At 60.3% G+C, this 23,538-nt stretch carries 24 protein-coding genes; 17 read left to right on the top strand and 7 right to left on the bottom strand.

All coding sequences use genetic code 11. The features are described from left to right. The 8 genes from ACTJJ7_RS13010 (at position 1) to ACTJJ7_RS12975 (ending at position 7,144) form a co-directional block, all read left to right on the top strand. Positions 1 to 669, top strand: a complete 669-nt coding sequence (locus ACTJJ7_RS13010) for an amino acid ABC transporter permease (RefSeq protein ID WP_440967339.1) — start codon at positions 1 to 3, stop codon at positions 667 to 669. After that, entirely contained in the window at positions 666 to 1,313 is a 648-nt protein-coding gene (locus ACTJJ7_RS13005; protein WP_130271726.1) for an amino acid ABC transporter permease, read from the top strand. Before ACTJJ7_RS13010 ends, ACTJJ7_RS13005 begins: the two co-directional genes overlap by 4 nt. A gap of 78 nt (positions 1,314 to 1,391) precedes the next feature. Beyond that, positions 1,392 to 2,471, top strand: coding sequence for an ABC transporter substrate-binding protein (locus ACTJJ7_RS13000; RefSeq protein WP_130272112.1), 1,080 nt, complete (start codon positions 1,392 to 1,394; stop codon positions 2,469 to 2,471). Between the two features lie 90 nt (positions 2,472 to 2,561). Beyond that, positions 2,562 to 3,599 carry an ABC transporter ATP-binding protein gene (locus ACTJJ7_RS12995; protein ID WP_440967338.1) on the top strand — a complete coding sequence of 346 codons (1,038 nt, stop codon included), beginning with the start codon at positions 2,562 to 2,564 and terminating at the stop codon, positions 3,597 to 3,599. After that, positions 3,596 to 4,450, top strand: a complete 855-nt coding sequence (locus ACTJJ7_RS12990; protein ID WP_440967337.1) for an ABC transporter permease — start codon at positions 3,596 to 3,598, stop codon at positions 4,448 to 4,450. Before ACTJJ7_RS12995 ends, ACTJJ7_RS12990 begins: the two co-directional genes overlap by 4 nt. Further along, complete coding sequence (locus ACTJJ7_RS12985) at positions 4,447 to 5,247, top strand: ABC transporter permease (protein ID WP_440967335.1); 801 nt, start codon at positions 4,447 to 4,449, stop codon at positions 5,245 to 5,247. Before ACTJJ7_RS12990 ends, ACTJJ7_RS12985 begins: the two co-directional genes overlap by 4 nt. Further along, positions 5,244 to 6,023: a carbon-nitrogen hydrolase family protein gene (locus tag ACTJJ7_RS12980; RefSeq protein WP_440967334.1), complete on the top strand. Its 780-nt coding sequence runs from the start codon at positions 5,244 to 5,246 to the stop codon at positions 6,021 to 6,023. Before ACTJJ7_RS12985 ends, ACTJJ7_RS12980 begins: the two co-directional genes overlap by 4 nt. Further along, positions 6,020 to 7,144 (top strand): NAD(P)/FAD-dependent oxidoreductase, encoded by a 1,125-nt coding sequence (locus tag ACTJJ7_RS12975; RefSeq protein WP_440967333.1) that lies wholly within the window; start codon positions 6,020 to 6,022, stop codon positions 7,142 to 7,144. The genes ACTJJ7_RS12980 and ACTJJ7_RS12975 overlap by 4 nt, the downstream gene beginning before the upstream one ends. Here the strand turns inward: ACTJJ7_RS12975 and ACTJJ7_RS12970 are convergent. After that, entirely contained in the window at positions 7,126 to 8,037 is a 912-nt protein-coding gene (locus ACTJJ7_RS12970) for a LysR family transcriptional regulator (RefSeq protein ID WP_130271738.1), read from the bottom strand. The two genes, ACTJJ7_RS12975 and ACTJJ7_RS12970, sit on opposite strands and share 19 nt — an antisense overlap. Before the next feature lie 303 nt (positions 8,038 to 8,340). Between ACTJJ7_RS12970 and ACTJJ7_RS12965 the strand changes: the two genes are divergently transcribed. The 8 genes from ACTJJ7_RS12965 to ACTJJ7_RS12930 all read left to right on the top strand — a co-directional run bounded on the left by ACTJJ7_RS12965 (position 8,341) and on the right by ACTJJ7_RS12930 (position 15,284). Continuing rightward, positions 8,341 to 9,546: an ABC transporter substrate-binding protein gene (locus tag ACTJJ7_RS12965; protein WP_105733467.1), complete on the top strand. Its 1,206-nt coding sequence runs from the start codon at positions 8,341 to 8,343 to the stop codon at positions 9,544 to 9,546. Between the two features lie 83 nt (positions 9,547 to 9,629). Then, positions 9,630 to 10,373 (top strand): ABC transporter ATP-binding protein, encoded by a 744-nt coding sequence (locus tag ACTJJ7_RS12960; protein WP_223614942.1) that lies wholly within the window; start codon positions 9,630 to 9,632, stop codon positions 10,371 to 10,373. Then, positions 10,366 to 11,076, top strand: coding sequence for an ABC transporter ATP-binding protein (locus tag ACTJJ7_RS12955; protein ID WP_440967330.1), 711 nt, complete (start codon positions 10,366 to 10,368; stop codon positions 11,074 to 11,076). The genes ACTJJ7_RS12960 and ACTJJ7_RS12955 overlap by 8 nt, the downstream gene beginning before the upstream one ends. A 3-nt stretch (positions 11,077 to 11,079) precedes the next feature. Then, complete coding sequence (locus tag ACTJJ7_RS12950) at positions 11,080 to 11,967, top strand: branched-chain amino acid ABC transporter permease (RefSeq protein ID WP_105733464.1); 888 nt, start codon at positions 11,080 to 11,082, stop codon at positions 11,965 to 11,967. 55 nt (positions 11,968 to 12,022) lie between these two features. Further along, positions 12,023 to 12,952 carry a branched-chain amino acid ABC transporter permease gene (locus tag ACTJJ7_RS12945; protein ID WP_245421075.1) on the top strand — a complete coding sequence of 310 codons (930 nt, stop codon included), beginning with the start codon at positions 12,023 to 12,025 and terminating at the stop codon, positions 12,950 to 12,952. 1 nt (position 12,953) lies between these two features. Further along, on the top strand, positions 12,954 to 14,546 hold the full coding sequence (locus ACTJJ7_RS12940) for a GMC family oxidoreductase (protein WP_440967328.1): 1,593 nt from the start codon (positions 12,954 to 12,956) through the stop codon (positions 14,544 to 14,546). A gap of 61 nt (positions 14,547 to 14,607) precedes the next feature. Next, a complete protein-coding gene (locus ACTJJ7_RS12935) occupies positions 14,608 to 14,847 on the top strand; it encodes a FitA-like ribbon-helix-helix domain-containing protein (protein WP_105733461.1) in 240 nt (79 codons plus the stop codon). Further along, positions 14,847 to 15,284, top strand: coding sequence for a type II toxin-antitoxin system VapC family toxin (locus ACTJJ7_RS12930; protein ID WP_440967326.1), 438 nt, complete (start codon positions 14,847 to 14,849; stop codon positions 15,282 to 15,284). The genes ACTJJ7_RS12935 and ACTJJ7_RS12930 overlap by 1 nt, the downstream gene beginning before the upstream one ends. Positions 15,285 to 15,303: 19 nt before the next feature. On the opposite strand, the gene ACTJJ7_RS12925 is transcribed toward ACTJJ7_RS12930, so the two are convergent. The 6 genes from ACTJJ7_RS12925 to ACTJJ7_RS12900 form a co-directional block, all read right to left on the bottom strand. Beyond that, positions 15,304 to 16,164, bottom strand: coding sequence for a TonB family protein (locus ACTJJ7_RS12925; RefSeq protein WP_440967325.1), 861 nt, complete (start codon positions 16,162 to 16,164; stop codon positions 15,304 to 15,306). Continuing rightward, complete coding sequence (gene exbD, locus ACTJJ7_RS12920; protein WP_105733458.1) at positions 16,164 to 16,613, bottom strand: TonB system transport protein ExbD; 450 nt, start codon at positions 16,611 to 16,613, stop codon at positions 16,164 to 16,166. The genes ACTJJ7_RS12925 and exbD overlap by 1 nt, the downstream gene beginning before the upstream one ends. A gap of 11 nt (positions 16,614 to 16,624) precedes the next feature. Continuing rightward, positions 16,625 to 17,593 (bottom strand): tonB-system energizer ExbB, encoded by a 969-nt coding sequence (exbB, locus tag ACTJJ7_RS12915; RefSeq protein ID WP_170111934.1) that lies wholly within the window; start codon positions 17,591 to 17,593, stop codon positions 16,625 to 16,627. A gap of 190 nt (positions 17,594 to 17,783) precedes the next feature. After that, the gene (locus ACTJJ7_RS12910) at positions 17,784 to 18,878 is read right to left on the bottom strand and encodes a siderophore-interacting protein (protein WP_245457821.1); all 1,095 of its coding nucleotides are present in this window, start codon (positions 18,876 to 18,878) and stop codon (positions 17,784 to 17,786) included. A gap of 157 nt (positions 18,879 to 19,035) precedes the next feature. Beyond that, complete coding sequence (locus ACTJJ7_RS12905) at positions 19,036 to 20,232, bottom strand: RHE_PE00001 family protein (RefSeq protein WP_440967324.1); 1,197 nt, start codon at positions 20,230 to 20,232, stop codon at positions 19,036 to 19,038. Between the two features lie 74 nt (positions 20,233 to 20,306). Then, positions 20,307 to 22,397: an FUSC family protein gene (locus tag ACTJJ7_RS12900; protein WP_440967323.1), complete on the bottom strand. Its 2,091-nt coding sequence runs from the start codon at positions 22,395 to 22,397 to the stop codon at positions 20,307 to 20,309. A 214-nt stretch (positions 22,398 to 22,611) separates the two neighbouring features. On the opposite strand from ACTJJ7_RS12900, the gene ACTJJ7_RS12895 reads away from it, so the two are divergent. After that, entirely contained in the window at positions 22,612 to 23,313 is a 702-nt protein-coding gene (locus ACTJJ7_RS12895) for an acid phosphatase (protein ID WP_105733456.1), read from the top strand. The last annotated feature ends 225 nt before the right edge of the window (positions 23,314 to 23,538 follow it).

Genomic DNA, 23,538 nt, shown 5'->3' with positions numbered 1-23,538 from the left:
GTGGGCTATGCGCTCGATTTCGGCTGGTTGAACGATGCGCTCGGCATGATTGCCAGCGGTGCGGCCATGACGGTCTTTCTGATCGTCGTGACCTCAGTCGCCGGCACATTGCTCAGCATCTTCGGCGCCATCGGGCGCCGCAGTCGCCATGCGATCCTGCGCAAGCTGGTTGCCGGATACGTCGAAATCATCCGCAATACGCCGTTTCTGGTGCAGCTGTTCTTCATCTTTTTCGGGCTGCCGCGCCTCGGCATCCGCCTTGATCCCGTCGCGGCAGCGATCCTCGCCATGACCCTGAACATGGCTGCCTACAGCACGGAGATTGTCGGTGCCGGGCTGGACGCCGTTCACAAAGGACAGACCGAAGCGGCAAAGGCGCTCGGCCTTCGCCCGAGGATCATCTTTATCAAGATCGTGCTGCCTCAGGCGTTGAAAATCATCTTCCCTGCCCTGACCAGCCAGATCGTTATCATGATGCTGGAATCCGCCGTGGTTTCGCAGATCGCCGTGCGCGAACTGACCTACGAGGCGGACATGCTTCAGGCGCGCACCTTCCGTGCTTTCGAAACCTATTTTGTCGTCACGCTGGTCTATCTCGGGCTCAGTATCGCCCTGCGCAGGCTGCTCTATGCGGCAGGGCGCCGGTCGATTGCCGGAGGCATGGCATGATCGAATTCACCTTCTGGGACATAGCGCGCAATCTGCTGCTGGCAGCCCGCTGGACCGTATTGCTTTCCATCGTCGCGTTTGCCGGTGGTGCCATCGTTGGTGTGGCCATCCTGCTCGCACGCATCTCGAAACGGACCTGGCTGCGGCGCAGCGCGCAATATTATATCGGCCTGTTTCAGGGAACCCCGCTGCTGATGCAGCTGTTTCTGCTGTTCTTCGGCCTGCCGCTGCTCGGCTTCCGCATCGAAGCCTGGACGGCCGCGGTGCTGGGGCTGACACTTTGCGCGAGCGCCTTTCTCGCCGAAATCTGGCGGGGCGGCGTGCAATCGCTGCCCAACGGACAATGGGACGCCGGCAGCAGCCTTGGCCTGCATTATATCGCGCAGTTGCGGCTGATCATCCTGCCGCAGGCCTTTGCCATAACCCGGGCACCGACGGTCGGTTTTCTCGTGCAGCTGATCAAGAGCACCGCGCTGACCTCGATCATCGGGTTTGAGGAACTGGTCAGAACCTCGAATGCGATCAACAATGCGACATTCGAACCTTTCACGGTCTATGGGCTGGTGGCACTGATCTATTTTGTTCTGTGCTACCCGCTGACGCGGTACACTAAGAAACTGGAATTGCGTACCGCACAGCGCTAGGGCGCGTGCGGTATTGGTAAAAAGAGTGGGAATCAGCCAGAAACTGGCCAACAAGAAGGAGATCGGACTATGGATACAATGATCAAAACAGCCGTCACCCGGCGCACCGTGCTGGCGGCCGGAGCTTTGGGTACCGCAATGCTTGCCATGCCGACCGTGCTGCGCGCGCAGGACAAGTCCCTGAAAATCGGCGTCTATGGCGGCTATTTCAAGAATTCGTTCGACAAGAACATTTTTCCTGAGTTCACCAAGGCAACCGGCATTGCAGTGGAATCCGTGGCAGAACCGACGGGCGAAGCCTGGCTGGTCCAGCTTGAACAGGCCGCCAAGGCCGGTGCTGCTCCCGCCGATATCTCGATGATGTCGCAGGTCGCCATGATCAAGGGCCAGTCGACGGAACTCTGGACGCCGCTTGACACAGCAAAGCTGCCGAACGCGAAGAACCTGCTCGACCGCTTCATCAACAAATACCCCGACGGGCGCATTGCCGGCATCGGCGCGGTGGCGTGGTACATCACGCTCGTGACCAACACCGATGTCTACAAGGAAGCACCGACGTCCTGGCAGGCGTTCTGGGATCCGGCAAACGCCGACAAACTCGGCCTGCTCGCCCTCGTTTCCAACTCGTTCCTTCTGGAAGTGACGGCAAAGACCTTCTTCGGCGGCACCAACGCCCTCGACACGGAGGAAGGTATCCTGAAAGTCTTCGACAAGCTCGCCGAGGTGAAGCCGAATGTCCGGCTGTGGTACCGCGACGAAGCCCAGTTCGAGCAGGCGCTGAAATCCGGCGAAATCCCGATGGGCCAGTATTATCACGATGTTACCGGTCTGGCAGCATCCGAAGGCCATCCGGTCCGGTCCACCTTCCCGAAGGAAGGCGGCATCCAGGATTCCGGCTGCTGGGCTTTGTCACGGGCGTCGAAAAAGGCAGAGGAAGCGCATATATTCATCAATTACATGTGCCAGCCAGCCATCCAGGCGACCTTGTCCCGCAAAGTGGGGACGGCGCCGACGGTCAAGCGCGAGCTGCTCGATCTGAATGAAAAGGAATTCGCCGCCGTGTCATCGGATATCGAACCGATCCTGCCGCGCTATGATCTTTTGACGAGTAAAGCCGACTTCCTCAACCAGAAGTGGACCGAATTGATCGTTGGCTGATAGGGTCTGCTGCCGGATTGTATGAATGTGAAACCCGGCCTATTGCGAACCGGGTTTCTTTTTAACGACGATAAACGAAACGAGGGCTCGATGTCCGGACTGGTATTGAACGGTGTAACCAAGCAATTTGGTACATTCACCGCTGTGGAGAATGTGCAGCTTTCCGTGCCGCACGGCACGTTTGTATGCATGCTCGGACCGTCCGGCTGCGGTAAGACCACGCTCCTGCGGATGATTGCCGGGCTCGACGATCCAACCGGCGGTACCATCCTGCTTGACGGCGAAGACATCACCAAGGTTCCGACCCACAAGCGCAATCTGGGCATGGTGTTCCAGTCACTGGCCCTGTTCCCGCATTTGAGCGTGGGTGAGAATATCGCCTATCCCCTGCGCATTCGCGGCAAAGGCCGCGAAGACCAGAAAAAGCGCGTTGATGAGCTGCTGGCCCTGATCCATCTGCCCGGCTATGGCGACCGGCCGGTTTCGAAACTGTCGGGCGGCCAGCGCCAGCGCGTGGCCATCGCCCGCGCTTTGGCGCTTTCACCCAAACTGTTCCTGCTGGACGAGCCGCTCTCGGCGCTCGATGCCAAGCTGCGCGAGGCGATGCAGGTGGAACTGCGGCAGCTGCAGCAGAAGCTTGGCATTACCACCATCGTGGTGACGCACGACCAGCGCGAAGCCATGACCATGGCCGATACGGTGGTGGTCATGAATGGCGGCCATATCCGCCAGGCCGCCTCGCCCATCGAAATCTACCGCAAGCCCGCCGATACGTTTGTCGCCGACTTCATCGGCTCGACAAATCTCATCGAGACGACGGCCGACAGTTCGGGCGCCGCCACCGTCTTCGGGCACCACGTGCCTGGTCTCGTCCTGCCTGCAGGCCTGCAGAAAGCAACGATTTCGGTACGGCCGGAAGATGTGCATCTGACGGCGCCGGGCAATGGCGCCATCAACGGCACCGTGACCTTCGTGCGTGATCTCGGCGGCACGATAGAGACTTTCATTGAAGCAGGCGGCAAGCAGATCGTCGCTGTCTCGACGCCGCGCGCCCGGCCTGAAGTGACGGCCGGACAACAGGTCGGCATCGTGCTTGCCCCGGATGTCTGCGTGGTGCTGAAGCAATGAAGCGCGAAGCTCCCCAATCCATCGCCGATTACGGGCCGCTGTTTTTCCCCGCGGGCATGCTGCTCGTGTTTTTCGTGGTGCCGTTCGGCACCATGATTGTCGTAAGCTTTTTCCAGCGCCAGCAGGGCGGCTTCTATACGCCTGCCTTCGTCTTCTCCAACTATGAGCGCTTTCTCAGCGTCTTCTTCGGCGGCGTTCTCGGCTTCTCGCTGATGCTGGCGGTCACCGTTGCCGTCTGCTGCGTCGTCCTTGCTCTGCCTTTCACCTATCTCCTGTCCAAGCTGCCGCGCCGGTTGCAGGTGATCTGGCTCGTGGCCCTGCTCTCCGTCTTGTCATTGTCGGAAGTCATCATCGGCTTTGCCTGGTCCACCCTGTTTTCCCGCACGGCCGGGATCACCAACATCCTCGTCCAGCTCGGCCTGATGAAACAGGCCGTCGCCCTGTCACCGAGCTTCGGCGCGGTGCTGACGGGCATGGTCTATCAGGCGCTTCCCTATACGGTGCTGGTTCTCTATCCCGCCCTTGTCCGGCTTGATCCGACACTGATGGAAGCGGCGCGGACGCTGGGCTCGTCGCCGGTGCGCGCCTTCTTCAACGTGCTTGTGCCGGCGCTGCGCAACACGATCATGGCGACGCTGATCATGGTGTTCATCTTTGCGCTGGGCTCCTACCTCCTGCCGCAGATTCTCGGCAGGCCGCAGCACTGGACGCTCTCCGTTCTCATCACCGATCAGGCGATCTACCAGTCCAACATGCCGTTTGCGGCGGCGATGGCCGTGTTCCTGGTGCTTGTGACACTGGGTCTGGTGGCCCTGACATTGCTGATCGGGCGCAAGGGAGAAAAGGCATGATCACCGCCCTCAGACGCTTCTACTTCTTTGCCATCGGCCTGTTCCTGGCGCTTCCGCTCATCGTCGTTGCCGGCGTGTCGGTCAACGCCAAGCAGACCCTTGCCTTCCCGCCGCAGGGTTTTTCGCTGGGCTGGTACGGTGAAATCTTCCTCAACCCGGAATGGCGCAGTGCCCTTATTGCCTCGGTCATCCTCGCCACCACGTCGGCGGCATTGGCAGTGCTGATTGCGCTGCCGCTTGCATGGTTCCTGTGGCGGCGCATTGCTCCCTGGGCCAACATCTTTCAGGTTCTCGGCATTGCGCCCTTCACGCTGCCGCCGGTCATCACCGCGCTCGGCTTGCTGACATTCTGGGCCACCACCGGTTTCTATGGCCAGCCGTGGACCGCGGTGATCGGTCATGCCATCTTCTTCGTCACCCTGCCGCTGGTGACGCTGTCGCTCGGGTTTTCATCCATCGACCGCTCCTTCGTCGAAGCGGCGGCCACCATGGGCGCGAGTGACCGCACCATTTTCCGCACGGTCATCCTGCCGCTGATCCTGCCCTATCTGGTTTCCGGCTACGCCTTCGCTTTCGTCTTGTCGCTCAACGAATATATCGTTGCCTACATGACCGTCGGCTTTACGCTGGAAACGCTCCCCATCAAGATTTTCAATGCGCTGCGCTACGGCTATACGCCGACCATGGCGTCGGTGACCATTCTCTTCGTCGCCACCGCCGCCGTAATCTTCTCGCTGGTTGCAAAATTCGGCGATCTGCCAAAACTGCTCGGCGCCATGGCCACGGATGACAAATGATGCGGATGGCAGCGTTTCAAATGCAGCCCGTTTGCGGCGATGCAGATGCCAATCTGGCACGCATCGGGCACGCCGCAAAGGCTGCTGCCGAAGCCGGTGCTGACCTATTGGTCGCGCCGGAACTCGCCCTGACCGGTTATGGTGCCGGAGAGGCGATCACAGCCCTGGCGGAGCCGGCCAATGGCAGCCAGATCGACCAGCTGCGGGCCATATCCAAAGCCAATGCCATAGCCATCGTCGCGGGTTTTGCCGAACGCGACGGCGATCATGTCTACAACAGTGCGGCCCTCGTCTGCGGTGATACCCCGCCTGCCATTTACAGGAAATCGCATCTCTATGGCGACTATGAGCGGGCGTTGTTCACGCCGGCAAAACCGGCCAGCTGTATCGTCCAGCTTGCCGGGCTGAAGCTGGGCATGCTGATCTGCTACGATGTCGAGTTCCCTGAGAACGTCCGCCGCCTGGCACAGGCCGGGGCGCAGATGATCCTTGTGCCGACGGCGCTTCCCGCAGGTCCGTCGGGAGAATTCATCGCCGCGCACATGATTCAGGTACGGGCTTTCGAAAACCAGCTATTCGTTGCCTATGTTAATCACGCGGGCCGCGATGAGCGCTTTACCTTTGCGGGCCTGTCCCGTATAGCCGCGCCGGATGGCAGCCTGATCGCCGCCTGCACGGACGCCAATGAACAGCTGTTTTTTGCCGACATCGACCGGCACGCCTTTGCAGCGTCCATTGACGGCAATCCCTATCTGAAAGACCTCACGCGGATATGACCGACATCACCGATACCGACATTCTCATCATCGGCGCCGGCATTGCCGGTGTCGGACTTGCCGCCGAACTTGCCGATACACACAAGGTGATCATACTCGAACGGGAGAGCCAGCCAGCCTACCATTCGACGGGACGCTCGGTTGCCATATTCCTCCCCAACTACGGCAATGACGTCATTCGCGCGCTCAATCATTTCAGCGCGCCCATGTTCATGCAGCGCGATACAAAGCTGTTTCCCGAACCGCTGCTGACACCCCGTGGCGCCCTCACCATTGCCGACGAGACTGGCGTCGCACACTGCGAAGATCTGATCCGGAATGGCGTCAATGTCGAAGAGATCAGCGCCGACCAGGCCGTGAAGATGATACCGATCCTCAACCGCGATCATATGAAGGCCGCCTGCTATCAGGCCGAGGCACAGGACATCGACGTCAATGCCCTGCATCAGGGCTGGCTGCGCAAGGCGACAGGCCTTGGTGCGGACCTTCGCACGTCGTGCGAGGTTACCGGCGCGACACGGGTGAACGGCTTTTGGCTCGTCGAGACAGCCGGCCAGACATTCCGTGCCCCCACAGTCGTCAACGCTTCCGGCGCCTGGGCCGATGTCATCACCGGCCTTTTCGGCGGCAGGCCGCTTGGGTTCACGCCCATGCGCCGCTCGGTCGCCGTTCTGCCTGCGCCGGAGGGATACGACATCCGCAGCTGGCCGGTGCTCGATGATGCCAATGAGACATGGTATCTCAAGCCGGACGGCGGGCGCCTGTTTGTTTCCCCATGCGACGAAATCCCGGTGGAACCGCACGACGCCTATGTGGATGACATGATCCTCGCCGAAGGTCTCTACCGCTATGAACAGGCTGTGACTACGCCAGTCAACCGCGTCGAACGCAGCTGGGCGGGTCTGCGGACTTTTGCGCCCGACCGCACGCCCGTTGCCGGATTTGATGCGGAACTCGACGGCTTCTTCTGGCTGGCCGGACAGGGGGGATACGGTATTCAGACCGCTCCAGCGCTATCGCAGTTTGCCGCCATGCTCATCCGCCAGCAATCTCTGCCGGATGCTTTGGCAAATATCGCCCCGCGCCTCTCGGCCGCCCGCTTTCAGTCGAGCAGGGGATAGCCGCCGAAAATCGCCGTCTGGCTGCCAACCTCCGAGCGGATGAAATCGCTGAGCACGCGGATGCGCGGCGTGTTGACGATATCCTCATGGCAGATCAGCCAGTAATCGCGATTGAGGTGCATTTCCTTTGGCAGCACCGGCATCAGCTCCGGATAATTGCAGGCAATGAAATAGGGCAGGATGCAAAGCCCGAAACCCGAGCGGGCAGCGCTCAACTGGGCAAAAATGCTTGAGCTTTGATAGGCGGGCCGCAGACCGGGAAGAATCTCGCGCATATAATCGAGCCCCGGCGTGAAAATCATATCCTCGATATAGCCGATGAACCGGTGACCGGAGAGATCGGAACGCTGCCGGATCGCCGGATGCCGGGCGAGATAGTCTTTCGCCCCGTAGATGAACAAGCGGTAGGGCATCAGTTTTTCCTGATGATAGGGGCCCGTACGCGTCGGATTCAGCGTGATCGACAAATCCGCCTCGCGGCGCGACAGCGAGACAATCTGCTGGATCGTTACCATTTCCACGGAAAGGCTGGGATAGGACTGCGCCATGACAGGCAGGCGGTTTGCCAGAAAGAAATTGGCTATCCCCTCCAGGATGCTGAGGCGCACGACACCGCTGAGCGAGACTGTTCCGCCGGAAGCTTCATTCTGAAAGCGCTCGGCTTCGCGTTCCATGATTTCAGCCGATTCAATCAGTTTCTCGCCGAGTGCGGTCAGGATGTATCCGCGCGGATTGCGCTCGAAAAGACGCGCCGAAAGCGCCTCTTCCAGCCGGTCGATCCGCCGGGAGACCGTGACATGATTGGTGCGCAGACGGCGGGCCGCCGTGGTCAGCTGGCCGGTGCGTGCCACCGCCAGGAAATATTGCAGATCATCCCACGTATATTGCCGCAAGGCGCACCCCATATGTACATATTTGTACTTATTATGTGCGAAAATAGGTGTTTGTGTACTTATTTGTCAATGCTACAGTTTTTTCAACGAGTGGTTGCCTGCAACAAGAAACGGGACAATCATAGGGGCAAGAATTATCCGGCAGAGAGGAATGGCTGACCGGATTGAGGAGGAAACCGAACCGATTGGGCGCAGACATCTCTGCGTCATGGCTTTGGGTCATTTTCAGCCGAGACGATCAAGTCCGCGACGGTCCATCATGCGATGATCCTGTGAGCGGCATTTCTTTGGGAGGAGAACAGAATGAAATTACTGGCAATTGCAACCGCTGCCCTCATGGCTGCAACCGTTATGCCTGCCGCAAGCGCAGGCATTTCCGACGGCAAGGTCAAGATCGGCATCCTGAACGATCAATCGGGTGTCTATGCGGATTTCGGCGGAAAGTGGTCGTTCGAAGCGGCGAAGATGGCCGCCGAAGATTTTGGCGGCAAGGTTCTCGATGCACCCATCGAGGTCATCACCGCCGACCATCAGAACAAGCCGGACATTGCCTCCAATATCGCCCGCCAGTGGTATGATACGGAGCAGGTCGATGCGATCATGGAATTGACCACGTCGTCCGTCGCGCTTGCCGTGCAGGGTATCTCCAAGGAAAAGAAGAAGATCGATCTCGTCACCGGCGCGGCCACGGCCGAACTGACCGGCAAACAATGCTCGCCCTACGGCTTCCATTGGGCCTATGACACCCACGCTCTCGCCGTCGGCACCGGCGGCGCGCTGGTCAAGCAGGGCGGCGACACGTGGTTCTTCCTGACCGCCGACTATGCCTTCGGCTACTCCCTGGAAGAACAGACAACCAAATATGTAACGTCGAAGGGCGGTAAAGTGGTCGGCTCCGTGCGGCATCCGCTGGCAACAGCCGACTATTCCTCCTTCCTCTTGCAGGCGCAGTCGTCCGGCGCCAAGGTGATCGGCCTGGCCAATGCCGGCCTCGACACGGCCAATGCCATCAAGCAGGCGGCAGAATTTGGCATCGTATCGGGCGGCCAGCGTCTGGCGGCCCTGCTCTTCACCCTGGCGGAAGTGCACGGCCTCGGCCTTGAAGCCGCCCAGGGCCTGACCCTGACGGAAAGCTTCTACTGGGATCGCGACGACCAGTCCCGCGAATTCGGCCGCAAATTCTTCAAGCGCACCGGCCGCATGCCCAACATGATCCAGGCCGCGACCTATTCCGGTGTGCTGCAGTATCTGAAAGCCATTCAGAAGGCTGGCACCGACGATACCGAAAAAGTTGCCGCTGCCATGCATGAAATGCCCGTCGATGACGTCTTCGGGCGCGGCGCCAAGGTCGGTGCCAATGGCCGCCTGATCAGCGATGTCTATCTGATGGAAGTCAAGAAGCCATCGGAAAGCAAGGAACCATGGGACTATTACAAGGTTCTGGCCACCGTTCCGGGCGATGAAGCCTATATGAAGCCAGCCGAAAGCGGCTGCGATCTGGCCAAGTAGTCCGGATGACAGCTTCCTTGAGCAGTACGGCATTCGGGGGAGGTCATGCCTCCCCCGGCAGTGCCGGCAACGCCGAATCCCGGGTGGTTCTCTCCGCCCGCGGTCTGCGCCGGGATTTTGGCGGCTTCATCGCCGTCAATAATGTGGATCTGGATATCCATCACGCCAAAGTCCACGCATTGATCGGCCCCAACGGCGCGGGAAAAACCACGGTTTTCAATCTCCTGACCAAGTTTCTTCAGCCATCGAGCGGCACGATCACCCTGCTCGATCAGGACATCACCAGAACCGATCCGGCGAAAGTCGCCCGTATGGGGCTGGTTCGCTCGTTCCAGATTTCCGCGGTTTTTCCGCATCTGACCGTTCTCGACAATGTGCGCGTGGCCCTGCAACGCCCCGCCGGGCTGTCGACGCAATTCTGGCTGCCGACCAGCGCGCTCAACCGGCTGAATGACCGGGCCATGGAACTGATTACCGCCGTTGGATTGCATGACGCCCACAACAAACTGGCCGCTGATCTCTCCTATGGCCGCAAGCGCGTGCTGGAGATTGCCACGACGCTGGCGCTCGATCCCAAGGTCCTGCTTCTGGATGAACCCATGGCGGGCATGGGCCACGAAGACGTGCATATCGTTGCCGAGATCATTCGCGAGGTGGCCCGCGACCGGGCAATCCTGATGGTCGAACACAATCTGAAGGTCGTTGCCGACCTTTGCGACCAGGTTACCGTCCTGCAGCGCGGCGAAATTCTCATCTCCGGCGATTACCAGACGGTCAGCCAGGATGAACGGGTGCGCGTTGCCTATATGGGGACCGAACATGAGTGACGCAAAACCCCTGCTCGCCGTGCGCGATCTTCATGCCTGGTACGGCGAAGGCCACGCGCTGCATGGCGTCAATCTCGATATTCATGAGGGTGAAACCGTCACGCTTCTTGGCCGCAACGGCGTTGGCAAGACCACGACCCTGCGCTCCATCATGGGTATCATCCGCAAGCGCACCGGCAGCATCGTCTTTGACGGCAGGGACATGATGCGCGTGCCGCTCCACCGCACGGCCCATGCCGGCATCGGTTTCGTGCCGGAAGAGCGCGGCATCTTCGCGACACTCTCCGTCGATGAAAATCTCAACCTGCCACCCATCGTTGCCGGGGGCGGCATGTCGATAGCGGAGATTTACGATCTCTTTCCCAATCTGAAGGAGCGGCGCAACAGCCCCGGAACCAAACTTTCCGGCGGCGAGCAGCAGATGCTGGCCATTGCCCGCATCCTGCGCACCGGGGTCAAACTGCTGCTGCTTGACGAGCCGACCGAAGGGCTTGCCCCGGTCATCGTCCAGCGCATCGGCGAAGTTCTGGTGACGCTGAAGCAGCGCGGCATGACCATTCTGCTGGTCGAGCAGAATTTCCGTTTCGCCAGCAAGGTCGCCGACCGCTTCTATGTGGTGGATCACGGCAAGATCATCGACAATTTCCACGTCCGGGACCTGCCGGAGCGCATGTCCATGCTCAACGAAGCGCTGGGAGTCTGACCCATGACCATGATTTTCGGCGTTCCCCTGCAGGCCTTCCTCGGACAATTGCTGATCGGCCTCATCAACGGTTCCTTTTACGCCATGCTCAGCCTTGGCCTGGCCATCATTTTCGGCCTGCTGCGCGTGATCAATTTCGCCCACGGGGCGCAATATATGCTGGGTGCCTTTATCGGCTATCTCCTGCTTGCCCAGCTCGGCATCGGCTATTGGCCCGCCTTGATTCTTGCGCCCGTCATCGTCGGCGTCGCCGGTGCGATTGTCGAACGCGTCGCACTCTCGCGCCTTTACAATCTCGATCATCTCTATGGCCTGCTCTTCACCTTCGGGCTCGCGCTGGTGATCGAAGGGACCTTCCGCTACTACTACGGTGCGGCGGGACAACCCTATGCAGTGCCCGCCGCTCTCACCGGCAGCTACAATCTCGGCTTCATGATCCTGCCGAAATACCGTGCCTGGGTGGTGCTGGCATCGCTCGCTATCTGTCTTGCCACCTGGCTTCTGATCGAGAAAACCCGGCTGGGCTCCTATCTGCGCGCAGCGACGGAAAATCCGACGCTTGTCAGGGCCTTCGGCATCAACGTACCGATCTTGCTGACCTTTACCTATGGTCTTGGTGCCGCGCTTGCCGGGCTTGCGGGTATCATGGCCGCCCCCATCTATCAGGTCAGTCCGCTGATGGGATCGAACCTGATCATCGTCGTGTTCGCCGTCGTCGTTGTCGGCGGCATGGGGTCCATTCTCGGCGCCATCCTCACCGGCTACATGCTCGGTATTTTCGAGGGCCTGACCAAGGTATTCTACCCCGAGGCCTCCAATATCGTGATCTTCGTCATCATGGCGATCGTTCTGCTTGTCCGTCCGGCAGGCCTGTTCGGAAAGGAGGTCTGACATGACCGATACAACGGTTTCCCCAGGCCGGAAAAGCAAATTTCTCAATCTTGAAATGCTGCTGATCCTTATCGGCGTCGCCGCGCTCATTCTTGCACCATTCCATTTCTACCCGGTCTTCCTGATGAAGGTGCTGTGTTTCGGGCTGTTCGCCTGCGCCTTCAATCTGCTTCTCGGCTATACCGGCATACTCTCTTTCGGCCATGCGGCATTCTTTGGCGGAGCCGCCTATTTTACCGCCCATTCCGTCAAGGAATGGGGCTTTCCGCCGGAGCTTGGCATTCTGCTCGGCGTCTTCGGCGCAACCATCCTCGGGCTGATCATCGGTTTCTTTGCCATCCGGCGTCAGGGTATCTACTCGACGATGATCACCCTTGCCCTGTCGCAGATGTTCTTCTTCTTCTGCCTGCAGGCCTCCTTCACCAAGGGCGAAGACGGCATTCAGGGCGTACCGCGCGGCAAGCTCCTCGGCTTCATCGATCTGAACGATCCGCTCAACATGTATTTCTTCGTGCTGGCGGTGTTCCTCATTGGTGTCTTCATCATCTGGCGCATCATCAATTCGCCCTTCGGCATGATCCTCAAATCCGTCCGCGAAAACGAAAACCGCGCCATTTCGCTCGGCTATTCCGTTGCCCGCTACAAGCTTGCCGCCTTCGTCATGTCAGCCGCCCTCACCGGCCTTGCCGGCGGCTTGAAGGCAATCGTCTTTCAGTTTGCGACGCTGACGGATGTCAGCTGGCAGATGTCCGGCGAGGTCGTGCTCATGACCCTGCTTGGCGGCATCGGCACACTGGTCGGCCCGATCGTCGGAGCCGGATTCATCACGGCGCTGGAAAACTATCTCGCCACGTCGGAGTTTCCGGTCACGGTGATCACCGGCATTATTTTCATGGTCTGCGTCCTCGTCTTCCGCCGCGGCATTATCGGCGAGCTCTACGCCTCGCGGTTCGGCAAGAAACTCGAAAGCAGCTCCGGGCACTGACATGACAGCCAGCTATGACTACATCATCGTCGGCGCAGGCACGGCAGGCTGCACTCTTGCCAACAGGCTGTCGGAGGACCGGAACGTGTCCGTTCTCCTGCTTGAGGCCGGCGGCAAGGACAACTATCCCTGGATTCATATTCCGGTGGGCTATCTCTACTGCATCTCCAATCCGCGGACGGACTGGTGCTTTTCGACGGAGGCTGAACCCGGCCTCAACGGGCGCGTCCTCAACTACCCGCGCGGCAAGGTGCTTGGGGGCTGCTCGTCGATCAACGGCATGATCTATATGCGCGGGCAGGCGCGCGACTACGATCTGTGGCGGCAGGACGGTTGTGCCGGATGGGGCTGGGACGACGTCCTGCCCTATTTCCGCAAATCGGAAGATTACTATCTCGGCAGCGATGAGTTTCACGGGTCGGGCGGCGAATGGCGCGTGGAGGAAGCGCGTCTGCACTGGGATATTCTCGATGCGTTCAGGGATGCTGCCGAAGCGGCCGGAATCCCGCGCACCGACGATTTCAATCGCGGCGACAATGAAGGCAGCTCCTATTTCAAGGTCAACCAGAAACGCGGCATCCGCTGGAACACGGCAAAGGCGTTTCTTCGCCCGGCGATGAAGCGGGCGAACCTGACGGTCGAGACGGGTGCCCATGTCCGCAAGCTCGTTATCGACAATCTGACAGCCGTGGGCGTGGAGATTGAACAGGCGGGAACCATCCGCACGCTCAGCTGCCGCCGCGAGGTGATCCTTGCGGCAGGCTCTGTCGGCTCCCCGCAAATTCTTGAACTCTCCGGCATCGGGCGCGGCGATGTCCTGCAGAAGGCCGGGATTGCGCCCGTTCTTGAACGGCGGGCCATTGGCGAAAACCTGCAGGATCATCTGCAACTGCGCTGCGCCTATAAGGTGACAGGCATTGCGACACTCAACGAAAAGGCCAACCGCCTTTTGGGCAAGGCATCGATTGCCCTGGAATACCTCATCAACCAGTCCGGCCCCATGTCGATGGCCCCAAGCCAGCTGGGGGTCTTCACCCGGTCCGATCCGTCTTTTGCGACGGCGAACCTGCAATATCACGTCCAGCCGCTGTCTCTGGAAAAGTTCGGTGAAAACGTCCACCCCTTCCCCGCCTTTACCGCCAGTGTCTGCAATCTGCGGCCGGAAAGCCGTGGTTCCGTTCACATCAAATCACCGGATTACCGGGCGCATCCAGCCATCCGGCCGAATTACCTGACGACGGACAGCGACCGGCGTGTTGCAGCGGATTCAATCCGCATCACCCGCAACATCGTGGCGCAAAAACCGCTGCAGCGCTACAGGCCGGAAGAATTCAAACCGGGGCCGCACTATCAGAGCGAAGCGGAGCTGGTCGAAGCCGCAGGCGCCATCGGCACGACGATCTTTCATCCCGTCGGCACCTGCCGCATGGGCGCCGATCAGGAATCGGTTGTCGATCCGCAGCTGCGCGTGCGGGGTATAAAGGGATTGCGCATTGCCGACGCATCCGTCATGCCAACCATCACATCGGGTAATACCAACGCGCCCACGATCATGATTGCGGAGAAGGCGGCGGAAATGATTGCCGGCGCTTAAAAGCAGGGCCAGTTGAACTCGCATGATCTCTTTGCTATCATTGAGATCAATGGAGGCACCCATGGCCGGAAACTTGCACGTCAGAAATCTCGATGACGACCTGATTACGAAGCTCAAGCTGCGTGCGGCGCGGCATGGCCGCTCGGCAGAAGCGGAACATCGCGAAATCTTGCGTCAGGCTTTGGCGACCGAGATTGAGCCTTCCTTTGATGATCTTGCTGCCCAGTTGCGCAAACTGACAATGAACCGGAAGCAGACGCCTTCAGAAGAATTGCTCCGCGAAGGGCGCGACGAGCGCTGATGGAAACCCTGATCGTCGATGCCAGCATCGCCATCAAATGGGTCATTGAAGAGGAAGGGACAGAACAGGCGCTGAGACTACGCGGCCGCTATTATTTCGCGGCGCCTGACCTCATTGTCGCTGAATGCGCCAACATTCTGTGGAAGAAAGTGCAGCGAAACGAGCTGACGCTGGAAGAGGCCCAATTGGCCAGCCGGCTGCTGCAACAGGCGGACATTGAACTGATCGGCATGCGCGGGCTTTTGGAAGAGGCGACAAGGCTGGCCGTTCTGCTTGGCCATCCCGCCTATGACTGCATTTATCTCGCGCTCGCAAAACAACGGCAATGCCTGTTTGTCACTGCAGATGAAAAACTACTTCGCATTGTCCGGGAGAAGGCATCCAAGGAAATTGCTGCACTGTGCCGGCTCATCCATCAGATAGGGTTCACCGGGTAAGTACCGCTGGGCAGTCCAGTCACTGAATCAGGACCGGTATTGTGAAAGGTTGCCTTGAAGCCATGAATTCGGCTGGGGCTGACGGCGTCGGCGACGAATTGCGCACCGCCTCCAGAACGCGCTGGTCACTATCGGCGGAGCCGGATCCGTTGACCAGCCGCGCCGAAAGAATCTCGCCGCTACGACCGACGATGATGCTTACACTGATTGTCCTGCCCCGCGCATTTACGCTGGCCCGACGCACATAACGCGCTATATGGTTGCGTACCTTGTCACCCCATTTTTCGGTAGCTCGTTGCGCGTCAGCCCGTGACACGCTTGGCTGCTGCCTGGCTTCCACAACGGTATCGCTCTTCGCTTCCGTGACGGGTGTCTTGACCGGTTTGCGCACGATCTTCTTCGGCACGTCCTTTTTGGGAACATCCGGCTTTTTCTGTTCGGGACGGACAATGGGCAAAGGTACGTCCGCCTTCGGCAGCTCAACCGTTTTTTCCGGCTGCGGCTCCTCCGGGACCACCTGCTCTTCCGGAACGGGCTGTTCGACGGGCTGCGGCTCAGGTTCGGGTTCGACCGGTTTTTCCGACTGCACCTCGGGCGCCTTGGCTTCCTGCTGGACAGGCTCCGGCGTGATCTTCTCCGGCTCCACCGGCGGCAGTTCGGCAACGGCTTCCGGGATGACAGGAGCCGGCAGCGGCTCCATATCGATCATCACCGCAGCGGCAATATCCCCCGCTTCCGCCTCCGGCTGGTAACGATATCCATACCACCCCGCCCCTGCATGCAGGCCGGCCACGACAATCCCGGCGGCGGACCATAAGCCTATTTCACGCCAGTTCAGGTGAAACCGTCCCGCCCCGCGTGCTATCGGCTCGCCGGACATCACTGCGCAGTTCCAGCGGGCACCGACGGGGCACTCTCAAGCCCGACCAGCGCGATCTTGAGATAGCCATTGTCACGCAGCGTGTTCATCAAGTCCATCAGCGCGCCGTAGTCCACGGCCCGGTCGGCACGCAGGAACACGCGCGTTTCCTTGTCACCCTGCGTCTTCCGGTCAAGGAAGGCACCCAGCGTTTCCTTCGTCACCGTGTCATTGACGATGGCGATCGTATGATCTTCCTTCAGCGTGAGATAGAGCGGCTGGTCTGGCCGCGTGGCGGGCGCCGCCGTCGACGCCGGCAGGTCGACGTTGATATCGACCGTTGCCAGCGGCGCAGCCACCATGAAGATGATCAGGAGAACCAGCATGACGTCGATGAACGGCGTCACGTTGATTTCATGGTTTTCCTGCAATTCGTCGTCGGAAACGTTGTGTCTGATACCGCCGGCCATGATCCGTACCCCTATTCCGCCGCTGCGGCGCGGGGCTGATGCACCGGCGGCATCAGGGCGAAATCCACGTCGCGGCTGACAAGCCGCTCAACACCCGCCGAGGCGTCGGCCAGCAACTGGCGATAGCCGGTGATGGACCGGGCAAATACGTTGTAGATGACGACGGCGGGGATCGCGGCGACAAGACCGATGGCTGTGGCAAGCAAGGCTTCGGCGATACCCGGCGCGACAATGGCAAGATTGGTCGTCTGCGACTCCGAAATGCCGATGAACGAATTCATGATCCCCCATACCGTGCCGAACAGGCCGACGAAGGGTGCCGTTGAGCCGATGGTCGCAAGCACGCCCGTGCCCCGGCTCATGCGGCGGCCGGCCTGGGCCTCGATGCGCGACAGGCGGGAGGAAACGCGCTCCTTCAAGCCATCAGCACCCGCATAACTCTGCGCTTCCTGCGACAGGCGCACTTCCTCGCGTGCGGCATTGACCAGTTGGGCTCCCGGTCCGCCGCGGCCTTCAAGCGCCTGTTCGGCATCACGCAGGGTGCGCGCATTGCCGATGGCGTTGAGGGCGCGGTAGGCGCGGACCCTCGCCCCGGCCAGTTCCAGCGTCTTGGCCAGCCAGACGGTCCAGGTCACGAGCGAGGCAAAGGCCAGCCCGATCATCACCCCCTTCACCACCCAGTCCGCCGCCATGAACATGCCCCAGGGAGACAAGTTGTGCGGGAGGGTTGCCTTGGTGACAACAGCCGGTGCAGATGGCGCCGGAGCGGCCTGGGGAACGGACGCAGGCGCCGCTTGAGGCGCCGGGGCGGTTTCAACCGGGCTTTGCTGGATGGCCTGAGGCTGCGCCGCCTGCGGCGCGCCTTCTTGCGCCATCACTGGAGCAGCCAGCAACAACAGGAGCGGAAGGACGATCGCCCCTGCCCTGACACACCCTGAAACATTCCGCTTCACTGGAAATCCACCTGTGCTTTTGCGCATGAGTCTTATCTTTCGCTTCTTCCGCCAACTCAGCCATCGGGCCGGAAAACTCTGCCGGCTCTCAGCGGGTCCGATGCGTGGCGATTGATCTGGTGGAGAGGCTTTAATATTGTTGAATATAATATTCAACTATTAACTTCTGCAACCCCGAGTTTTAAGACAATGGTATTTGGGGGGTATTTCGGGGGCTTCAATCGTCCCGTCTGGCATTGTCGCCGTCAAAGCCGCGCCGCCAGTAAGCCACAACGAGATGTTTGGAGCGCTCGTGTTTTCGCTCCTTGCGCAGATGCGCCCGGATTTGCTTGAAATCAGTGAATTCACAACCGGCCCAGACAAATGTGTCGGGGGAAATGACGGAGGAATCGAGGCCTTCAACGATTCCGGCGAGCCGGCCGGTCGTTCCGGCGGGTGCGCCGTCGCGGTAGATCCAGCGCACATCGAGTGCCGCTGCGGAATGCAGGGGTTGCCTGTCCGCGGGGCTGTCGATCTCAAGAATGACGGTCGCCTGGGCTTCCGCGGGCAGCGTTTCCAGAATCCGGCCGATCGCAGGCAAGGCCGTTTCGTCGCCGACCAGGAGATACCGCCGCGCATCTTCCACGCTGCCGCCGCCGGGGCCTGTCATTCCGACAATGCCGCCCGGCTTGGCATTCAAGGCCCATGTCGATCCCGGCGTATCGTTGCCGGGATGAACAACCATGTCGATGTCGACTTCGCCGCGCTCAATGTCGATGGTGCGGATGGTATAGACGCGGGCGGTCAGCGCATCGTCCCCCTCCGGCCAGACCGGACGGCCGTCGCGCCCCATGGTCGGCCAAACCGGCTTGCGGCCTTCCGGCGCGAACAGCAGCCGGACATGCAGGCCGCCAATCGCAAACCGGGCAAGATTGGCGCCGCGCAAACGGATGCGCCGCATATGGGGTGTGAGATCGCGGGCACTCACCACCCGCATTTCGCGGAAGTAAGGCAGTTCGGTGCTGTCCAGGCCATCGCCTACCCATGACAGCTGCGGCTTTTCATTGCCCGCAAAGCCGAGAAGGCTGTCGGCCAGCACCATGCGCACATAAGCCAATGATGTTTCGTCACCGGCCTCGACATCGAGCGACAGGACATCGCCGGCAATTGTCAGATGCGCCTTGCCATAGGGCGTCTCGATGCGCCCCTCGGCTTCATCCCTCTCGACACGCGCGTGCTCGGAAAAGACGTTGCAGAGTTTGTCCAGCATGTCCTGCGGCGCCTGGAGTTTAACCGCAGCAAAGCTGCTCAGAACGGTCGGCATGGCAGACATGGATATTCTCCTGGCATTACGCTTCCGCCGTCGATCCATTGGGGATGACCATGCGGGGCCGCCGGGACCATATTAAAAGATGAATAATTGAGTCAAGTATTAATGCAAAAATTTCGGCCAGCGCGATGGCAAGCCTGCCGGCACCCTTGAGGGGTCGTCAAACGATACCCCAGGCACGGTAGCGGCCGCGCCCGGTCATCTCCCGCACACCCAATTCGCCAATGAGATTGAGCGCGCCGCGCGGCGTCACTTTCAGCTCCTTGGCAATCAGTGCAGTTGACACCATCGGCCGTGACAGAATGAGATCGATCATGCCGGGCAGACTGGATGTCGAGCGCCGGTCTTTCAGTTTGCGCTCCATCTGGACACGGGCGAGGCTCAACCGGTCGATCTCTTTCAGACTGGCAATGGCCGATGATTGCGCCGCCTCGAGAAAGGCCGTGAGTCGCGCATTGCGGTCACGGGCCCGGCGGCGATCGCGCGGTATCGCGCGCAGCCCCGCATTAAAAACAGCCAGATGCGCCCGTGTCTTCAACCGTTCACGCAACATGGAGGCGACCAGCATCGGACCAAGCCAGTGCTGGTGCTGCAATGGCTCAATTTCCTCCCACGCATCCCAGAGCAGTGCCGCGGCCAGCATGGGCGGCAGATCGCCGGTGCGATCCATGACCGCGAACCATTCCTCCATCCTGCCGTCTTCATCCCAGTCCGGATCGTAAACCAGCGAATCGCCATCCGGCGTCAGATGCCCCGGAGAGGTTGTTTCCACCCTGGCTGGCGGATTATCGCGGGTTGGCTTGGGCTGCTTCAGCAGGCGTTCCGAGCGATCCAGCAGCGCATCCAGCTTCGCCAGTTCTTCCTCGAAAGCGCTTTCCGCCTCTGATCCCGGCTCGGGGGCAGCCTCAACATCAAGCCGCCGCACCGGTTCACTGACAATCGGCGCAAGAAGCGCGTCGCTGCCCCAACGTCCACGCAGGCTGGCAATGCCCTTCGGGCTCAACGCCCATTGCGCCGGACTGGAGGCAATCTGGCGCCGGGTTCGCAGAATCGCATGCGCCCGCGTCAGTTCATGGGTCGGCGTCCTGATATCCATGCGGGCATCATGCAGGACAAGATCCTCCACATGCACGAGTTCACCCGCCAGCCACAGCGCGTTGCACGCTTCCATGAAATGCGACCGGGCAATCCAGCCTTCGTTTTCACGCAACAACCCATCTTTCGACTGGCGGCTGCCCAGCTCGCCGAAATCACCCTTGCGCGCCACCCGTTCATCCAGCCGTGCAAGCGCATCTTCGGCCGCCACAACGGGACGGAGCAGGTCTTTCAGGGAATAGTTTGCAGAATCATAAGCCATTGAAATCATGATAGGGGAATAGTGAAAGTGAAGCTATTCCCCCGGATGGAAAACGGCGTTCATCTATCCGGATATCAGAGAATGCCGAAGCGGAAGGCGCCCTTTTTATCCCGGCCCGGCCGGACGCGTGCGCCAAGAACCAGAGAGGGATGGTCCTCGATCATGACGGCGATCAGCCGCAGCGAGGCTGCCGCCTGCAGTGCCAGGGGCCGCGCCGCCATGGCCGGGATATCCGCGGCCACCGACCGGGCAGACGCGATATAGCTCGCGACCGCTCCGGTATCCTGCGTCTGCAGGCTTATCATTCTTGCCAATTGCGCGAGATTTTCCGAAATACGATCGGCAATGTTGTGCTCGAGACGCCCCCACAACAGGAGCCGCCGCAACCGGATGATTTCCGCGCCCAGCGTGACCGACGACAGGGCATCGTCCAGCAGCGCCTCCCCCGCCTCCCGCATGGTCCTGAGGATCGGCATCAGCTGGTTGATACGGTCATAGGCAAGGCTGTTGAATGCGGACGGGCTTGGAACCCGGTCACGCAGACAGAGCCGGACGATATCCGTTCGCAGCGCGCCCATCATCCGGTTCACTGTCACCTGCGGCCGCTTCGGCAGAACAACGATGAAGACGAGGAGCCCGATGAGAATGCCGACCAGAACCGACAGGGAGGTTTCCATGAACACCTGCGGTTCAAACACCATCGCCTCATGCGGCTTGAGGAAAACGATGAAATTGATGGCGAACGCTGTTGCCGGGCCGACATGGCGTGGATCTGCCATGAGAAGCGCCGCCGGCACGAGGATGGGAACGATGAATACGGCAAACCAGAACAGACCGGGGAAAGACGGCAGAATCAACTGCCCGAGAACGAAGGCAAACGGAACCGCGTATAACGTGCCCTTGAAAAATCCCCAGCTCGTCTGCAACGGATTGGGCATGGACGCGAAGAGGCTGCACACCACTGCAACGATGATCGCCGCAGCCGCCGCATCCGCATGCTGGCTTTCCATCCAGTAGGCGGTCATGAGGGCTGTTGCAGCAACGGCGCGAACTGCATTCACCAGGGCCGTGCTGTGATCGCGGTAGACCGGCAATGCCGGCGCCTTCCGGCTGCCTGCCATATATTGCGAACGGCTTCGCAGTGCCGAAAGACCGTTCAACGTTGCCTTGAGCCCGTCGAGAAACTCACCCAAAAGCGTTAAACGCGCCATCATGCCGATACTGTCATCGCCCCAGGGCCGGGCTTTCAGCTCCGCAATTTCGGCCGCAATGATGTCCAGTCTGCCGAGCCAGGGATCGACGGCGTCAACCTTGAAGTCGCGCGCCATGTCATCAAGCAATGCCCCGAGTTTGTCGCGCAGGCTGCTCCATGTCCCGTCGGACGAGACCCGATGCGCCACAAGGATATTCACAATCGACAGGCACGACATGAGATGGCCCACCGTATGGCGCGAATGACGGCCATGGGTGACGAGGCTGGGGGCTTCCAGCCGTGCGTGAGCCCGCATGGCGGCGAGAGCCTGCGTGTCCGCGATCAGCTTTCTGTGCGCGGCTTTCAAGTGCCCGGCATCATGCCCGGCAATCGCATCGCTGGTATAGCGCGCCAGATCGGCGATGCAATTTTCCAGGCCTTCCACCAGCGCCGTTCGCGCCAGCTGCGGCTGAAAAAAGCGACTGGCTACACCGGCACAGACAATGCCGAGCACGATCTCCATGCAACGCGCATAGGCAAATTCGGTCAGAAGATGCGGGTGGCCAAATGCCGGGAGCGCGATAATGACGGCGGTATAGCCCGCAAGAGCGGCGCCGTAGGATTCCGGGTTCCGCAACATGGAGGCCGCATAGGTGCACAATGCCACCCACAGGGCGATCGCCGCGACAAACAGCCAGCGCATGTCGCCGGTTGCGGCCGTAATGGCAATGGCCGCCAAAGCCCCGGTCAGCGTTCCGGCCAGACGAAACAGGCCTTTGCTGATGACCATGCCGGCAATCGGCTGTGACACGATGAAGACGGTCATCATCGCCCATTGCGGCTGCTGCAGGTTCAAGGCAAAGGCTGCCGTGAGGGCAACCAGAGCCGCCACATTCGTCCTGAGCGCAAACACCCAGGCCGTCCGGCCGGGCCATGCCGGGTGTTGCATGATGGTGTGGATGGATTGAAACATGGCGTCCGATCTGGCAGCTCCCCGCCCTCAATATAGTCCGCAAACGGACGGCACAACGGAAAGACGCGGCATGATCATGCGTCTTCTTGCCACCGCGCCTTCACCGCAGCCTTTGCCGCGCAAGGCCGCCTTCAATGACCCCATTGTGTCACAAACGTGACATCCAACGGGCGCATGATCCAATAACGACCATCACCCTAACGAGGACTATTTTATGCGTAGATTGCTCAGTCTGCTGACAGCGTTTGCTTTTGTTGGCCTTACCGCCGCCTATGCTGGCGAGGTCAAGCCTTTCAGCGATAGTAAGGAAATCGACCTCCTGACCATTTTGCCTCCGCCTCCGGCCAATGACTCGGCGCAGACCAAGGCAGAAATCGGTGAAGTTCTTACCTTGCAAGTGACCCGGACACCGGAAATGGTTGCCCGCGCCCAGGCCGATGCCGAGGAAAACGTCTGGCGTTTCGCCGATGTGCTCGGTCCGGATTTCAACAAGGACAAACTGCCGAAGCTTGCTGCCTTTTTCGACCGCGTCGTTGAGACCGAAGGCGCTGTCGTTGATCCGGCAAAGGACGTCTTCAAGCGCCCGCGCCCGCATCAGCTGAGCGAACTCGTCAAGCCTGCCGTCAAGCCCTCCAATTCCGGTGCCTGGCCGTCCGGTCACACAACCGTTGGCACGCTGATGGGCATTGTCCTGTCCAACATGGTCCCGGAAAAGAAAGCGGAAATCATGGCCCGTGCCTGGGAATACGGCAATAACCGCATCGTCGGCGGCATTCACTACCGTTCCGACGTGGAAATGGGCCGCATTTCCGGCAGCGTTATTGCCGCGACAATCATGAAGCATGACGACTTCAAGGCCGAATATGAGCCTGCAAAGGCGGAACTGCGCGCTGCTCTGGGTCTCGGCGGCGCCTGATACCATCGCACGACGCCACCCGCCATGCGCGTTCCGCGCTTGGCGGGTGGCGGATGAGATCAAACGTCTACGACTTTGGTCGTATATACGGGCCTGACCTTCGCCCGATGCACAAAAAATGGAACGTGGTTACTTTCCGGTGCAGCGCTTCACGAAAGCGTGATAACCGGAAGATACAGCTATGCTCAGACCAAACCGAATTTGGCTTGCACCGCAGGTTGAACC

Source organism: Phyllobacterium sp. 22229 (assembly GCF_052056495.1).
Lineage (GTDB): Bacteria > Pseudomonadota > Alphaproteobacteria > Rhizobiales > Rhizobiaceae > Phyllobacterium > Phyllobacterium myrsinacearum.
Note: the sequence above shows the minus strand (reverse complement) of the source record. Positions and strands in the feature narration are given on the sequence as shown.

Coding starts and splice junctions, on each gene's coding strand:
- ACTJJ7_RS13005 (WP_130271726.1), top strand. CDS start 666: ATGATCGAATTCACCTTCTGGGACATAGCGCGCAATCTGCTGCTGGCA.
- ACTJJ7_RS13000 (WP_130272112.1), top strand. CDS start 1,392: ATGATCAAAACAGCCGTCACCCGGCGCACCGTGCTGGCGGCCGGAGCT.
- ACTJJ7_RS12995 (WP_440967338.1), top strand. CDS start 2,562: ATGTCCGGACTGGTATTGAACGGTGTAACCAAGCAATTTGGTACATTC.
- ACTJJ7_RS12990 (WP_440967337.1), top strand. CDS start 3,596: ATGAAGCGCGAAGCTCCCCAATCCATCGCCGATTACGGGCCGCTGTTT.
- ACTJJ7_RS12985 (WP_440967335.1), top strand. CDS start 4,447: ATGATCACCGCCCTCAGACGCTTCTACTTCTTTGCCATCGGCCTGTTC.
- ACTJJ7_RS12980 (WP_440967334.1), top strand. CDS start 5,244: ATGATGCGGATGGCAGCGTTTCAAATGCAGCCCGTTTGCGGCGATGCA.
- ACTJJ7_RS12975 (WP_440967333.1), top strand. CDS start 6,020: ATGACCGACATCACCGATACCGACATTCTCATCATCGGCGCCGGCATT.
- ACTJJ7_RS12965 (WP_105733467.1), top strand. CDS start 8,341: ATGAAATTACTGGCAATTGCAACCGCTGCCCTCATGGCTGCAACCGTT.
- ACTJJ7_RS12955 (WP_440967330.1), top strand. CDS start 10,366: ATGAGTGACGCAAAACCCCTGCTCGCCGTGCGCGATCTTCATGCCTGG.
- ACTJJ7_RS12950 (WP_105733464.1), top strand. CDS start 11,080: ATGACCATGATTTTCGGCGTTCCCCTGCAGGCCTTCCTCGGACAATTG.
- ACTJJ7_RS12945 (WP_245421075.1), top strand. CDS start 12,023: ATGCTGCTGATCCTTATCGGCGTCGCCGCGCTCATTCTTGCACCATTC.
- ACTJJ7_RS12940 (WP_440967328.1), top strand. CDS start 12,954: ATGACAGCCAGCTATGACTACATCATCGTCGGCGCAGGCACGGCAGGC.
- ACTJJ7_RS12935 (WP_105733461.1), top strand. CDS start 14,608: ATGGCCGGAAACTTGCACGTCAGAAATCTCGATGACGACCTGATTACG.
- ACTJJ7_RS12930 (WP_440967326.1), top strand. CDS start 14,847: ATGGAAACCCTGATCGTCGATGCCAGCATCGCCATCAAATGGGTCATT.
- ACTJJ7_RS12925 (WP_440967325.1), bottom strand. CDS start 16,164: ATGTCCGGCGAGCCGATAGCACGCGGGGCGGGACGGTTTCACCTGAAC.
- exbD (WP_105733458.1), bottom strand. CDS start 16,613: ATGGCCGGCGGTATCAGACACAACGTTTCCGACGACGAATTGCAGGAA.
- exbB (WP_170111934.1), bottom strand. CDS start 17,593: ATGCGCAAAAGCACAGGTGGATTTCCAGTGAAGCGGAATGTTTCAGGG.
- ACTJJ7_RS12910 (WP_245457821.1), bottom strand. CDS start 18,878: ATGTCTGCCATGCCGACCGTTCTGAGCAGCTTTGCTGCGGTTAAACTC.
- ACTJJ7_RS12905 (WP_440967324.1), bottom strand. CDS start 20,232: ATGGCTTATGATTCTGCAAACTATTCCCTGAAAGACCTGCTCCGTCCC.
- ACTJJ7_RS12900 (WP_440967323.1), bottom strand. CDS start 22,397: ATGTTTCAATCCATCCACACCATCATGCAACACCCGGCATGGCCCGGC.
- ACTJJ7_RS12895 (WP_105733456.1), top strand. CDS start 22,612: ATGCGTAGATTGCTCAGTCTGCTGACAGCGTTTGCTTTTGTTGGCCTT.